Consider the following 14,304-nt stretch of genomic DNA (forward strand, 5'->3'; position numbering starts at 1 on the left):
TGCCGACGTAAGGATCTGTGACATCCCTTTGGGTAGTTTCGACTATTCTCTCCAAATTCACGCCTGCAGTCAAATCAGGTTCTCCGGGTCTCAGATAGGTAGCCGGATCATTCGGATTGGGGCTCTGTGCTTTGGCCTCCAGTTGCCTCTCTTGCATTTCCTTCGCTGTCTCGCCATGAAACCCTAGGTTGCCCAAGTCCTCCGCCACCGACATCCAGCCCATAGCGCTGCCCAATCGGTCAAGTGGCGACTTCTTCTTCCCAAAGGGACTACTCCATTCAAAACCGGAGTTTTCACTCAGCGAGCCGAATCCAAAAGAAAGACTCACCCCCAACCGAGTAGCCCACCCCTCCGGGGTGGGATCGACTCGCCCAACCCGAGTAATCCCGCAAAGAAGTTCCGTCGGGTGCTAGTCCGCCGAAGGCGAACGACACCCGACGGCTTATCATGGCCTTTCAGAATCATTCCCCCATGCTCGGACGACTGCGACAAGCCAAAACATTGGCCGAAGCCGGGTGGCCCACCTTCCAGGTGGGTTCCCGTGAAACGATTCTGTTCCAGCGACCTCACACTTTCCCTACCACCTCGATGGAGAAAATGCCCGGCCCCCCTTAGTAAACACTCTTCTCAAGCGAGGCGCAAAAATGACGGTACTTCTGTATCGCGACAGATTGTCAAAAATCTGCTCAAACAGCAGTTATTTCCCTGCCGGATAACATGATCGGGGGAAAAGAAAAAAATGGGGTCCCCATAAAAATGACAAAACGAACCCATTTCGCTGTAAGTCGTTCAGAATCAATTTTGTACACGGATTTTTTCATTTTTGCGGCTTGTGCCCATAGTGGAAGCCTCCGCAATGCGGCTGTGACGATCAGGTCAAAGCGGAGAGGCTGGGATTCGAACCCAGGGTACGCTCACGCGTACAACGGTTTTCGAGACCGCCGCTTTCGACCACTCAGCCACCTCTCCGATCCGATTGTGCCCGCCGGCCGAAACCCCCAACCGGCAGAGCCCCAATGTAACAAAACCGTCCGCGATGTAAAGGAAATTTCGGCGGCCGACACCGCTTGCCGCGCACCTGCGACCTCTCGCCGATTGCGTAGCGGGCGCACCGGAGGACAGTCCCTCCGCGCCATGCTCGTCGGTCCACGGCCGCCTAAAGCAGGTCATCAAGGCCTCCGATACCTCAAATACGGGGAATCGAGTGCTCGACCAGAACACGCGCTCTGACCGCGCCCCTGCTGAATGGCAAAGCTCACTGAAGGCATCGGTCGCTATGCAGAAAGACAAGTCCGTCAACCGGTATGCGCTCAAAATAACGCTGCCCTACCTCGTCGCCAGCGGTCTCTGGATTATCTTCTCCGACCGTTTTATCGCCGGACTGGCGGACGACATTCAGAATCTGACCGCCCTGCAAACCTACAAAGGCTGGTTCTTCATCACCATGTCGGCGCTGATGGTGTATCTCATCTCTCGCCGATACCTGGAACGAATCCGGCAGACCGCCACCAGCCTCCAGGAGAGCCGCGTCGTGCTTTCCGAAACACAACGCGTCATGGCGACCCTGCACGCCAACCTCCCGGGGTTCGCCTACCGATGCAGCGCCGATTGTGACCGCGTCATCCATTTCGTCAGCAATAGCTGTCTTGCCGTTACCGGCTATACCAGCGATCAACTGGTCGGCGGGCTGACGCTCCATCGACACCTCATCCTCCCCGGGGACAGGGACATGGTGAACGAGGCCATAGAGTCTTCCGTCGCCCATGCTGCCCCGTATCAACTTGAGTACCGAATTCGGCACGAGGACGCCTCCGTCCGGTGGATCTGGGAACAGGGCTGCGGCGTGTTTTCCGCCGATGGCACGCTTGTGGCCCTCGAGGGCTACGTTTCGGACATATCGGAACAGAAGCACCTGCAGGAGCAGCTCCGTAACGCCGAACGACTCGAGCACATCGGCCAGGCGGCCTCGACCATCATTCACGATCTCAAAAACCCCATGCAGGTGATCCTCGGCCACGTCGAACTGCTGAGGCTCGAGCGTGACAAAGCGGATACCGATCGCTACCTCGATACGATCGAACATCAGGTGCAAACCATGCTCTCCATGAGCCGCGAATTGCTCGACTACGCCCGGGGTGAGATTTCTTTCGTCTTCACACCCATCAACGTCCGCGATATGCTCGAGCGCCTGGTCGAAACCTATCGGCCGACCTTCAGCCAGCTCGGAATCGGTCTGTCCTTCACCTGGCGACAGGAGACCGATACTTCGCCGGTGCTTGATCTTGATGGCGAACGCATGGGGCGCGCCCTCATGAACCTGATCGGGAACGCCCGCGATGCGCTCAAAGACCAGGGACAAATCCGCGTCCGTGCCTGGGCCGCGCCCGAGTCCCTCAGTATCGAAATTCAGGACGACGGGCCCGGAATTCCCTCCCATATCCGGGACCGGCTCTTTGAAGCCTTCGTGACCCACGGCAAATCAGGGGGGACCGGCCTCGGTCTGGCCATAGCACGGAAAATCGTCGAATCGCATCACGGAAAAATCACCTGCTCCAGCGCCCCCGGCTCCGGCACCACCTTCACCATCATACTTCCGCGTACGCGCACTTCAGCCTCCAGCCGGCTGCTCGAGGCCGCCGATGCGGTCCCACGGTGATGCCGACAAGCCGTTGGCATCGGCCAGGTGCGGCGTCTGGACGGCCGGGATCCGCCCCGGACTCCGAAGCCTCCATGAGTCATCGACTTAGTATTGAGTCAGGCCGTCCGGTTCAAGGCCCAAGACCCCCGGATTTTTTGTCCAAGTTCAGGGCTCTATCGACCGATACAGGAGAGAAGAAGGCCGGATTGCCCGGCCAACCTCCCGCGACCTCTTGTGAGAGGAGATGTGTTCTATGTCGGGTCTCCACCAAAAACCGATCAATTTCGTCGTACGCTTCTTCAGAAGCGACGTGCACGCCAGTCTCAAGCTGATCGTTGGCAGCATCGGTCTGGCGCTGGTAGCTGTTTTTCCGCTGCTGCTGTACATCGTCTTCGGGCCGTCCGACGGCAACCCGATCGGGCTCGGTCTGCTGGCATTCGCCGGCGTCGGCCTGGGTCAGGCTGGCGTCGTGGTCGGCGCCGTCTGGTTCCTCTTCTCGCTGTTCTTCGGTAGCAACCGGAACGGATAAACATGTGGCGTTCCGTGCTTGACTTCGATATCGCCCGGACACGTTCTTCGCACCAACAGTGGTAACGGAACCTGGCGCCAGTCTCTTCTGCGGGCACTGCGACGCCAGTGAGCGAAGGGAGTGCATGTCTGAATATGCCATAATGGAACGCTTCCGCGATGATGATCGGTTGCGCGAGGCCTACTTCCGGTTTCTCCCGCGGGTGTTCTCCAACGTCAACTTCCGTGAATGGTACGACCGTGGCTGCTGGCCCGATGGGTACAACCCGATCTCGATCGTCGTCGACAATGAGATCGTCTCCAACGTCTCGCTCGCTCACATGAACCTGCTCGTCGACGGTGAGCGGCGCACAGCCTTGCAACTCGGAGCCGTTGGCACCCTGCCCGAGTGGCGGAAACGCGGACTCTCACGACTGCTGATGGACTACGCCATCGATCGCTATGCCGACACCGTCGACCTCATGTTCCTGTTTGCCAACGACGGTGTCGTCGATTTCTATCCGCACTTTGGTTTCAGCCCCCACCGGGAGGTGGTGTTCGTGCGAGATACGGCAATTCCCCGCTCCGACTTCAGGGCTCGGCGCCTCGATATCCAGGTGCCGTCGGACTGGCAGTTTCTCGTGAATCGGATTGCGAGTCGCTCGGTGCTCACGAAGCTTTTCGGTGCCGTGTCTTACGATTGCGTCACCACCTGGCATCTGATTAACTTGCATCCGAACCACGTGTACCATCTCGAAGATCCTGACCTCATTGCGATAGTCTCGGAGCGCGACGGCATCGTGCGTATCTGGGACCTCATCTTCGGGTCACCGTTCGACCCCGAAGTGTTGCTTCCACGCATACTGCCACCCGGCCGGATAGGCGAAGTTCATTACTACTTCTCGCCGGACCTTGTCACATTCCGTTACGATCGCGTGCAAGCAGTCCCTGACTCGCACCTCTTCGTGCGCGGTGAGTTCCCTGTTGCCGGACGTCACTTCAAGTTCCCGGCAACGGCCGAAACATAGCCGTCCGCTGTTTTGCTCTTGCGAACATCCGACGGCGAAGGCATCTTCCGGTGTGGATACCAAGCCCCGCATAATTCCAATCGGACTGGTGCTAGCGGCGGTAACGATTTCCGTGGTCGTCCAGGCGTGCGGCGGCAGTAAGACATTGATCGCATACGAGGGCGAGCGAAGGCCCGCCGATCAGGTGGCGATCATCGACATCAGCAACAAGTCGCTGTATGTGATGGGAATCGACTCAACCGTGAATCGCTACGCGGCATTCACGGAGCGGTTCATCGAAGTTGCGCCCGGCAGTCACACGCTGACCGTCAACTACAAGTCCTGGAAGGGCCGGTCGGAGGAGCCGATCGAGCTGCCGTTCACCGCTGCCGCCGGACACACCTACCAGGTGAAGGTCTCAGCCGGTTATAATCGGTGGACCGCCTGGATAGTCGACGTCGTCGACGGCTCGGTCGTGGCCGGTTCCCCGAACTGACGCTGCCGTCGCCGCGCGTACCAGTCGATATTACTTTGGTCAAGTTCACGCTTGATCAGCGTACGTGAGACCGGCATCTTTGCGCATGCGCATCTCTCGAACCAGGCGCTGGGCGGCCGCAATCATCTCGATCGCGGCGATCTATCTCCTGCTCATGATACCGTCTCCGTCGCTGCGGCCCGCGGCGGGGGGAGAGGCGTCACCCTTTGTCTGGGACCGCGACTCATATTGGAGCTCGCTCGAGACGGGCTTCGTGCAGGCGCGGGCAATGGGTTGTGGTGTGCTCGACGCGACTGTCGCCGGCGAGCTCTCTACGCTGTCATTGCTGGCAACAAGGCTTGAGACCGACTCGATGGATTCCGGGCATCCCGCTCTGGACACGCTGCAGACCGTCCTGTTTGAATCGGCGCCGCTGCTGGCGGCGTGTCCGTCGCGCTTCTCCGAGTACGTAAGCACATTCGGCCGAATCCGTCGCGCTCTCAAAGTCCAGTCCAGGCACTGGGACATATCGTCAAGCTCCACCCGTGCCCGGCTGTATCGTCTGCTGTACGGCGGGCGGACGGCGATCGAAGAGATCATGATTCAGGCGCCCGAATTCGCCGTACGCGACGTCGTCATCGAGACCGAAGAACCGTCCGTGACACCGTCGGCGACCATACAGGGCGTCACCATACACAGCGGTGACATTCTCGTCTCGCGCGGGGGCGCGCCGACGTCAGCGCTGATAGCCCGCGGTAACGACTATCCGGGCAACTTCTCGCACATCGCTCTGGTGCACGTCGATGACGTAACCGGGCACGTGTCGATCATCGAGTCGCACATCGAGAAGGGAGTCGCGGTTGCGACTGTCGATGAGTATCTTCGCGACAAGAAGCTGCGAGTGATGGTCCTGCGGTTACGCGCCGACTTGTCGCAGATGCAGTCCGACCCGATGCTGCCGCACCGCGCGGCCACGTTCGCGCTGTATCGCGCGACCAGCGAACGAATACCGTATGACTTCGCGATGAACGTCACGGAACCATCGAAATTGTTCTGTTCCGAGGTGGCGTACGACGCATACCGCAGCTGCGGGATCTCGCTCTGGTCGGCGCTGTCTCACATTTCTCAGATCGGCGCCCGCACGTGGCTGGCGGCGTTCGGAGTGGAAAACTTCACGACCCAGGAACCATCGGACCTCGAGTACGATCCCCAGATACGAGTGGTCGCCGAATGGCGCGACTATGAGACGCTGTATCAGGACCGACTCGACAACGCGGTCGTGGACGTCATGCTTGAGGCTGCGGATTCCGGAGCGGTGCTTGCGTACGAGTCATCCAAATTGCCGCTGGCTCGGCTGGCCAAAGCTTACAGCTGGCTGCTCAACCGGTTTGGCGCCGTGGGTCCGATACCGGAAGGCATGAGTGCGACCTCCGCGCTGCAAAACGAGTGGTTCTCCAAACGCCACCATGCAACGCGAGATCACCTTAGTATGATGGCCGGTCAATTCCGGCAGGATCGTGGCTATGCGCCGCCGTACTGGGAGCTGGTCCGCATGGCCAGAGATGCTTATTGGGCCGCCAATGAATAAGCGCCTTCGGGCGGCGTATATCCTCCAGAGGTATATAGCGTCCATCAAAGGAGTTGCCTCATGCTGCACGCGGTCAATCGCGACGATATCACGCCTCTGTGTCCGCATTGTCAGGCCGGCCTGACCGGCCTTTTCTTTCAGGAACTGCAGTCGACATTCGGGCGTCGCTACATCTACTTCTGCCCTCACTGCTCGAAAGTTCTCGGGGTGTCACACCGCAAGGGCTTCTGGATGGGCTGATCATTGCTTGCTCCTGTCCTCATTCGGGGATATTTTACCGCTGTCACATTCACGGCATGCGGAGGTCGACGGTAATGAAATCGATTAGCAGCTTGTCGCGGTCTGCGATACTTGTTGGGATCGCGCTTGCAACCTTTGTTGCCGGCGTATTGGCGGACGCCCACACAGAGCGCCATGACGTCTGTACGTTCTCGATCGTTGCCCGAGATTCGGTCACGGGCGAGTGCGGTGTGGCGGTCGCGTCGCGCTTCTTTGCGGTCGGGTCGGTGGTGCCGTGGGCACGAGCGGGTGTCGGCGCCGTGGCAACGCAGGCATACGCCAACACGACATTTGGGCCGAACGGCCTCGAGCTGTTGGGCGAGGGGAAGTCGGCGCAGGAGGTTGTCGATGCGTTGATTGCCGGCGATGATAAGCCTGATCGCCGGCAACTCGGGATTGTCGATGCAACCGGCCGTTCGGCTTCTCATACCGGTTTGGGGTGCCTGGCGTGGGCCGGGTCGCGCAGCGGTCCCAACTACGCCATTCAGGGGAACATTCTTGCCGGCGAGCAGGTCGTTGACGCTATGGAGCGGGCGTTTTTGTCTACTGACGGTACTCTCGCGGATCGGCTGTACGCAACGCTGGTGGCGGGTGAAAAGGCCGGTGGCGACTCGCGCGGCAAGCAATCGGCGGCAATGCTGGTGGTGCGCGAGGGGGCGGGTTACGGCGGGTACACGGATCGTGCAATAGATATCAGGGTGGATGACCACGCCGAACCATTCGTGGAGCTTGGTCGTTTGCTGCAACTGGCGCAGGTCAACTACGCATGGAACGACGCCTGGACACTGTTCACGCGGGAGCGATTCGCGGAGGCGCTTCCATTCATGGAACGGGCCGCGGCGCTGGCTCCCGACTACGGTGAGGTCTTGTATGATCTCGCGGTTATTCGGCTGGCCAACGACGATCGAACGGGTGCGCTTGAGGCAATCGGTCGCGCGTTCACGCTCAACCCAAAGCTGGTTGATGCGGCGATGAAGGATGACGACCTGAGCGGGTTGCATGCGGATGACACCTTTCTGAGTCTGGTTGGCCAACTGACGGGTGACCAGTGATGGGAATTCTTCAGGGCCACACCTCCAAATGTCCCTCGCGGCAGGGTACAAGCTATGCGTGTGAACCACACTGGCCCACGGCTTGGTCACGATAGTCGCACCTTTTTCGTCGTACAAGTTTGGTTCCATGTACATTACAGCGAAATGGGTTTGTTTTGTTATTTTTAGGGGGTCCCCATTTCTTCCCCTTCCCCTTACCATGATATGCGGCATGGGAGTAACCCATGTTTGAGCGGATATTTGACGAACTGTCGCGATACAGAAGTACCATTGTTTTTGTACCTCGTGCGAGAGGAGTGTTTACTAAGGGGGGCCGGGCATTTTTTCCATCGAGGTGGTAGGGAAAGTGTGCGGTCGCGCGGTGCACGTGGACGCACGCCACGCACCGATGGAAGATAGCGGGTTCGAAGACGGACCCGCCCTACGGGAACTGTTTATATCTCAAGTCAATCCCACCCGGGACGGGTGGGCTACTCGGTGTAGCGTGTGCGGTCAGGCGGGGTCGCCTGACCGCACTTATATAGCTTTTTCAACATGCCCGGGACGCCAGCCCGCCGCGGCGGGGGTCGGCCGATCTCTGGCGGGTTCGAAGACGGACCCGCCCTACGGGGACTTGAGTTGAGCGCAACGGCAAATCCCCGTTAGCGATTGCATCAGTTTGCGCGTCTCGGATTCGTGTGCAATGTATCTCCGACATACGTTCATCGATAGCCTGCGTTGATCCTGCATCGATGAGCGCCCGCTGACCGGGTGTCGCGCGGCGCATTGCATAGCCGTGGGTATCTCCGTTACGGTGCACATACTTGCGGCAATTGCCATTGCTTTCCTGACGTCTCATTCAGCCAGCCGATCCATCGAATGGCGCGGCCGGTCCGGGTAATTTTTTCTCTTGCCCGGCGTCTCCCGTGCGATATCTTCATAGGTAGTTCTTCTCATCTAATCGCCTGACATCGTCATCGCATTGGCATGGCATCCCGGTCGCCGGGCCGATGCAATCCACACAATCACCCACACGATTGGGGAGAGTCTATGAGCGGTAAGAGATGGATCCTCGCGTCCGCGCTGGTACTGCTGGCGGTGATCCCCGCGAGCGCGCAGTACAATGTCCGTATCGGCCAGTCCGATCCGGTGTGCCCGTCGACTAACGTCACCGTGGGCATAACGATCGAGCCTGCCGTCCCGAATCCGGAGCCGATCGGAGGCTTCGACCTTCACTTCAGTTACAACCCAATGGCTTTGTCGATGGTGTCCATCACGGCCGGAGAGTTCTACGCTGAGTGCGGCTGGGAGTATTTCACCTATTCGATCGGCTCGACTTATCCCGGTTGTTGTGCGAACTGCCCGTCGGTTAAAGTGGTTCACCTGATCGGTCTGGCAGACATCAACAACGGGGCGGTGCACCCGACCTGTTTTGCACCTACCGATGAGACTGAGCTGGTGCGGCTTCGATTCTTCGTGGGCGGCAGTCCGCAGTACGCCAACACGGTACAGCCGGTCAACTTCTACTGGCTGCCGGGGGAGAACTGCGGACTGGTGGCGTTTTCGAGCCAGTCGGGCGATGACCTTTTCATTGCCCAGAACGTGTATGACTACACCGGGCAACCTTTTCCGGCCGGATACAACTGCAGCGGGCCGGACGAGGATTGTCCGGGTGAGGGCATCATTCCGTATATCAATTACTACGACGGCGCCGTCGAAATCACGGAGCAGGATGTTCCGTACCGCGGCGACGTAAACCTGGACGGGGTGTCGTACGAGATCGGCGATGCCGTTTTGTTCACCAACTACTTCCTCTACGGGCTCGGCGTCTTTACTGTCAACCCGTCGATCCAGGTTGCAGCCACTGAAGTCAATTGCGACGGGATCAGCCTGACGGTCGGCGATTTGGTATACCTGATTCGAATCATCGTGGGCGATGTCGAGCCTTACTGCACCTGTGACGACAAGAGCGGCGCAGTGGCATCGCTGGAGGGCGCATCGGCACAGGAGTCGATCTACGATACGCTGGCGTTTTTCGGAGCCACGGGATACCAGGGACAGCAGCACATACCGTTCGATATCTACGTGGCCAACAGCGTACCGATCGCGGGTCTGCAGCTCAGGATGGAGTTTGATCCGGCCTGTGTGACGCCCGATTTTGATCCGATCATCGGCGACGGCCAGTCGGTGGAGTACGCGCTTGTGGGCAGGGCCGCCGACTACCTGCAGGATAACGGCAACATCATTGTGAAGAGTGTCGAGCCGGGTGTCCTGCTTGTGTACATGTATCCGACGTTCGGTCAGGCGCTTCCCGTTATTGCATCCGGTTCGGGTGTGGTGCTCAAAGTGTATTTCAACGCCAATCCTCCAATCACGCCGAGGGAAGGTCCAGTGACCTTCGTGACCGAAGGTTACGACTACAATCTCTTTGCAGATCTGTACGGTCAGGCGATCCTGCCGACTTTGGTGGGTGATCTCTTTCAGTTCGTGGCGCCACCGTCGTGTCCGGTCCTGTTCAGTTTCGACGGCTCGGGGTACACGATGGAGAACCCGCTGCTGACGGCGTGCGAAGAATCGGGTTACCGCGATGTGGTCACCGATTACTACCAGACCTCCCATGCCGTGCCGGACGCGTCGGGCACGGTCCGGTTCCAGTTGCGGGAACTCGAGGACGAGGTGACGCTTCTGGACGAGATTGAACTGATCACGGTCGACCACTCGGTTTCGACGCAGGTGATGTGCGACACGGACGGTCGGATTCGCACGTATGACCGTATGGTGGAGCCGCTCAGCGCGGTGGACCACAACGGGGTCGACCGACTTGCTGAAGTCGGCGGCAGCGACGGCACGTTGTTCGCGGCCGATGGTCCGGGCTATTTGATTGTCGAATTCCCGGTCGACGGTCGGGCAGAGATAGGCGTGCTGGCTTCGTCGGCACCGAAACGCCCGTGCCTGCGCGACCCGGGCGATCCGCTGGACAAGTCCGGTCCCGGCACGGGCGAGACCGGCTATTCCGGTGCGTCGAGCACGGTTGAAGTTCTCAGTGCAGGCGATGCGTGGCGGACGGTTGCATCCAATCCGACCCGTTCGCACGCGGTTGACCAGGCGGTTTGGATCAGCACGACCGACCTGTCCGATACGCGGACGGTCACCGTGCGGATCGCGTGGTCCGAATCCTACGCAACCGATGCGGTCGTGGCGCTCGTACCGTCGGTAGAGACGCCGGCGATTTCCGCCTGGAGCCCGACTGAAGTCCGGTTGACGGCAGCTGGGAAGGCGGGAGCCGATCCCGCTCACGCGGGCGAGTCGACGGTGACCCTGATGAAGGGGGACGTATACGAGGTCACGTTTGATGTCGGAAGTGCGCCGTCGGGACTGGCACGCGAGTACATTGTCAAGGCAACGGGTCGATACCATCCAGCGGCCGCGACGGAGCTGGGTGGGCTCGCCGACAGCTACCAGTTGTTCGAGAACTACCCGAACCCGTTTAATCCGACGACGACGATCACCTACTACCTGCCGCAGGCCACGCACACGCGGGTACAGGTTTTCAATACGCTGGGCCAGCGGGTCACCACTCTTGTAGACCAGGTCCAGGGGTCGGGGTCGCACGCGGTTGTGTGGGACGGCACCGACCAGGCGGGCAGGATAGTCGCGAGCGGAACCTATTACTACCGTCTGGAGACGTCGGATTTCCGTCAGACCAAGAAGATGGTGTTCGTCAAGTAAGCGATCAAACTGCATTCCGCACCGGAAAGGGTGCGTACGAAGGAGTGGGCAGCCCCGGAGCGATGTCTCCGGGGCTGTTTGCATTTGTGACCGGACGACCGTACGCAGGGGCGTCGTGAAACAGACTTTTTCGTCGTACTATATTCGGTTGTATGGCATTACAGCGAAATGGGTTTGTTTTGTCATTTTTAGGGGGTCCCCATTTCTTCCCCTTCCCCTTACCATGATATGCGGCATGGGAGTAACTCATGTTTGAGCAGGATTTCGACAATCTGTCGCGATACAGAAGTACCGTCATTTTTGCGCCTCGCTGGAGAAGAGTGTTTACTAAGGGGGGGCCGGGCATTTTTTCCATCGAGATGGTAGGGAAAGTGTGCGGGTAGCGCGGCGCACGAGGACGGGCGCCATGCACCGATGGAAGATAGCGGGTTCGAAGACGGACCCGCCCTACGGGGGCTGTTTATACCTCAAGTCAATCCCACCCGGGACGGGTGGGCTACTCGGTGTAGCGTGTGCGGTCAGGCGGGGTCGCCTGACCGCACTTATATAGCTTTTTCAACATGCCCGGGACGCCAGCCCGCCGCGGCGGGTGGGCGACTCCGGCTATATTCTGGAGGAACGAACAACCCGCGGAGGTGGTGGTGGGGCGAGTCACGACGGGAACCCACCTGGAAGGTGGGCCACCCGGGGTAAACTCACGCCGGCGGACAAAGTAGATTACAGGAGGGTGCCGGGTCTAATCTCAACGCGGTAAATGTCAGCACCGTTTGCGGGAGAGGGTGGTTTGGTTTGTTGAGTCGGATGATCTGCAAACGGAGCTGACCTACTCATCTAATCAATGGATACCCCCGCCACGGGCGGGCAGGCTCAGGGTAGGCCACCCAGCCGCTACGGGGGCTGTTTATACCTCAAGTCAATCCCACCCGGGACGGGTGGGCGACTCCGGCTAATCAATGGATACCCCCGCCACTGGCGGGCGGGCCCACCACAGGCGGGCAGGCCGTTTTCGATCGGTCCGTGATTCTTACCTCGGGCGGGCGGATGCTATATCATTGACAAAACGGTCAATTTATGTGTTATTTGGGCAGGTAATAATCGCAGGTCCGGGGCGGTGAGAACCGTCCGCGGCGCAACCGGCGCTCGCGCCGTGCTGGAGTGGTGTATGGACAGGTTGATCTATCTTGATAATGCTGCCACGAGCTGGCCCAAACCGGAATCCGTGTACACGTTTATGGTCGATTTTTGCCGACGGTGCGGGGTTAACCCCGGCCGGTCCGGTTTCGACAAGGCGATTGAGGCAGGCAATATTCTCGAGGACACGCGCAAGCGTCTGACCGCCCTGTTTGGCGGTGATACGGCTCATCCGGAGCGGATGGTTTTCACCTACAACGCCACCGATGCGCTGAATCTGCTGATCCAGGGTCTGCTGGATACCGGCGACCATGTGGTGACGACAAATCTCGAACACAATTCCGTTATCCGACCGATAAACCATCTGGTTCGCGACAGACAGGTGCAGGCGACGTTTGTGCCGTTCGACGGCGCCGGGTTTATCGATCCGGATGATATCAAAAACGCGATCAAGCCCAATACCAGGCTGGTCATAGTCAATCATGGGTCGAACGTGATCGGGACCGTGCAACCGGTGAAGGAGATCGGGCGAGTCTGCCGTGAGGCGGGAGTGATATTTGCGATTGACGCATCGCAGACCGCCGGGCGCTACGCGATCGATATGGCGGCGTGTCATGTCGACGCGCTGGCGTTTACGGGGCACAAGAGCATGATGGGGTCGACCGGAATCGGCGGGCTGTGCATCCGCACCGATATAGAGATCCGCCACACACGCAGCGGCGGGACGGGCGTGCGGTCGGCCTATCCGTATCATCTCGATGAGTATCCCTATCGTCTGGAGTACGGTACGCCCAATACGATGGGAATCGCGTCATTGTGGGCGGGGCAGGAGTGGATTGACAGTCAGGGCGGGGTGGAAGCGATACACGAGCGGGAGATGTTGCTGGCGAAGCGACTGGTCGACGGCCTGAAGCGGATCGACGGGGTGAAGTCGTATTGCTGTGACTCGCTGGAGAATCACATATCGACGACGACGGTTAATGTCGACGGACTCGAGGCGGGGGATGTGGGAATCATGCTCGATGTCGACTTCGACATCGCGACCCGGACGGGGCTTCACTGCGCGCCGCTGGTCCACGAGCAGATCGGCACAACGGAGATACACGGCGGGGTGCGTTTCTCAATAGGCGCGTTTAATACCCAGGAGCATATCGACGCGGCGATATCGGCATTGGCGGAGATTGCCGAGCGGGCGAAGACGATGGGTCGGCCGGCGGCGCGCAGACAGTCGGTCGGCACGAGGCAAAACAAATAACGGGGACCGGGTCCATCGGCCGCAATCGCCGGTTTTTCACATTTATTTGACGGGGCGAGAGTATGGGCAGTTATGCCGGGATGTTGGTGCTGCCGTTACTGCAGATAGCGGCGATCATCGTCATGATCAAGAGACTCCGCGGATCGAAATCACTGCTGTTCGGGGTGATCGCGGTCGGTTGCTGGTTGCTGGCCGGAGTGGTGACGATGTTTGGCTACACGTCGACGTCAGCGGATCATGTGACCACCGCCATGGTTGTTTCGCTTCTCAGTTTCGGCGGCTGGATCGCGTTTCTGGCGATGCTTATGACGATTCCGGTCGGCGCCGAGACGCGGCGGGAGAGTTCGCAATCGCCGGCAGCCGACACGCCGGGGAGTCCCCAGACGGAAGCGGTTTCCGCCGGGCCTGATTGGGTGGTACGGTTGGGAAAGATCGGTGCGCTGGCGGGGTTCGTGGTGTATCTGATCGTGGCGGGCGTCGAGACGCTGGCCGGGGGTGACGTGTTGTCGGGGATCGGCTGGGGATTCGTGTCCGGCGCGGTGGGGGGCGGGATCGGAGCCGCCGTCGGCCTCGCGGTGGAGAAGCTTCGGTAGCCCACTTCGCTTTGCCCTTGACAAGTAGACCTGCTGTATCCACTTTAGGCTGATCCTGTGCGGCCGGCGGG

General features: G+C 59.7%; 11 protein-coding genes and 1 tRNA gene. 10 read left to right on the plus strand and 2 right to left on the minus strand.

The annotated features are described in order from the left end of the window. Positions 1-334 (minus strand): hypothetical protein (locus tag RBT76_10785; GenBank protein MDX9858268.1); only part of this gene is annotated, 334 nt, incomplete at its 3' end. 548 nt (positions 335-882) lie between these two features. Beyond that, positions 883-969: transfer RNA gene (locus tag RBT76_10790), tRNA-Ser, on the minus strand. Between the two features lie 307 nt (positions 970-1,276). On the opposite strand from RBT76_10790, the gene RBT76_10795 reads away from it, so the two are divergent. The 10 genes from RBT76_10795 (at position 1,277) to RBT76_10840 (ending at position 14,233) form a co-directional block, all read left to right on the plus strand. Then, complete coding sequence (locus RBT76_10795; protein MDX9858269.1) at positions 1,277-2,656, plus strand: PAS domain-containing sensor histidine kinase; 1,380 nt, start codon at positions 1,277-1,279, stop codon at positions 2,654-2,656. Between the two features lie 235 nt (positions 2,657-2,891). Beyond that, complete coding sequence (locus RBT76_10800; GenBank protein ID MDX9858270.1) at positions 2,892-3,167, plus strand: hypothetical protein; 276 nt, start codon at positions 2,892-2,894, stop codon at positions 3,165-3,167. A 124-nt stretch (positions 3,168-3,291) separates the two neighbouring features. After that, complete coding sequence (locus RBT76_10805) at positions 3,292-4,173, plus strand: GNAT family N-acetyltransferase (GenBank protein ID MDX9858271.1); 882 nt, start codon at positions 3,292-3,294, stop codon at positions 4,171-4,173. Positions 4,174-4,225: 52 nt separating this feature from the next. Next, a complete protein-coding gene (locus tag RBT76_10810; GenBank protein ID MDX9858272.1) occupies positions 4,226-4,648 on the plus strand; it encodes a hypothetical protein in 423 nt (140 codons plus the stop codon). 85 nt (positions 4,649-4,733) lie between these two features. After that, the gene (locus RBT76_10815) at positions 4,734-6,215 is read left to right on the plus strand and encodes a YiiX/YebB-like N1pC/P60 family cysteine hydrolase (protein ID MDX9858273.1); all 1,482 of its coding nucleotides are present in this window, start codon (positions 4,734-4,736) and stop codon (positions 6,213-6,215) included. Between the two features lie 60 nt (positions 6,216-6,275). Further along, on the plus strand, positions 6,276-6,455 hold the full coding sequence (locus RBT76_10820) for a hypothetical protein (GenBank protein MDX9858274.1): 180 nt from the start codon (positions 6,276-6,278) through the stop codon (positions 6,453-6,455). A 74-nt stretch (positions 6,456-6,529) separates the two neighbouring features. Then, positions 6,530-7,546, plus strand: coding sequence for a DUF1028 domain-containing protein (locus tag RBT76_10825; GenBank protein MDX9858275.1), 1,017 nt, complete (start codon positions 6,530-6,532; stop codon positions 7,544-7,546). 1,029 nt (positions 7,547-8,575) lie between these two features. Beyond that, a complete protein-coding gene (locus RBT76_10830; protein ID MDX9858276.1) occupies positions 8,576-11,254 on the plus strand; it encodes a T9SS type A sorting domain-containing protein in 2,679 nt (892 codons plus the stop codon). Positions 11,255-12,416: 1,162 nt separating this feature from the next. Further along, complete coding sequence (locus RBT76_10835; GenBank protein MDX9858277.1) at positions 12,417-13,640, plus strand: aminotransferase class V-fold PLP-dependent enzyme; 1,224 nt, start codon at positions 12,417-12,419, stop codon at positions 13,638-13,640. A 62-nt stretch (positions 13,641-13,702) separates the two neighbouring features. Continuing rightward, the gene (locus RBT76_10840) at positions 13,703-14,233 is read left to right on the plus strand and encodes a hypothetical protein (GenBank protein ID MDX9858278.1); all 531 of its coding nucleotides are present in this window, start codon (positions 13,703-13,705) and stop codon (positions 14,231-14,233) included. Positions 14,234-14,304 lie beyond the last annotated feature (71 nt).

This window comes from Candidatus Zixiibacteriota bacterium (genome assembly GCA_034003725.1).
GTDB lineage: Bacteria > Zixibacteria > MSB-5A5 > GN15 > FEB-12 > WJMS01.

What these genes read in the sequence shown, in the direction of transcription:
- RBT76_10795 (MDX9858269.1), top strand. Translation starts at nt 1,277, where the DNA reads ATGCAGAAAGACAAGTCCGTCAACCGGTATGCGCTCAAAATAACGCTG.
- RBT76_10800 (MDX9858270.1), top strand. Translation starts at nt 2,892, where the DNA reads ATGTCGGGTCTCCACCAAAAACCGATCAATTTCGTCGTACGCTTCTTC.
- RBT76_10805 (MDX9858271.1), top strand. Translation starts at nt 3,292, where the DNA reads ATGTCTGAATATGCCATAATGGAACGCTTCCGCGATGATGATCGGTTG.
- RBT76_10815 (MDX9858273.1), top strand. Translation starts at nt 4,734, where the DNA reads ATGCGCATCTCTCGAACCAGGCGCTGGGCGGCCGCAATCATCTCGATC.
- RBT76_10820 (MDX9858274.1), top strand. Translation starts at nt 6,276, where the DNA reads ATGCTGCACGCGGTCAATCGCGACGATATCACGCCTCTGTGTCCGCAT.
- RBT76_10825 (MDX9858275.1), top strand. Translation starts at nt 6,530, where the DNA reads ATGAAATCGATTAGCAGCTTGTCGCGGTCTGCGATACTTGTTGGGATC.
- RBT76_10830 (MDX9858276.1), top strand. Translation starts at nt 8,576, where the DNA reads ATGAGCGGTAAGAGATGGATCCTCGCGTCCGCGCTGGTACTGCTGGCG.
- RBT76_10835 (MDX9858277.1), top strand. Translation starts at nt 12,417, where the DNA reads ATGGACAGGTTGATCTATCTTGATAATGCTGCCACGAGCTGGCCCAAA.
- RBT76_10840 (MDX9858278.1), top strand. Translation starts at nt 13,703, where the DNA reads ATGGGCAGTTATGCCGGGATGTTGGTGCTGCCGTTACTGCAGATAGCG.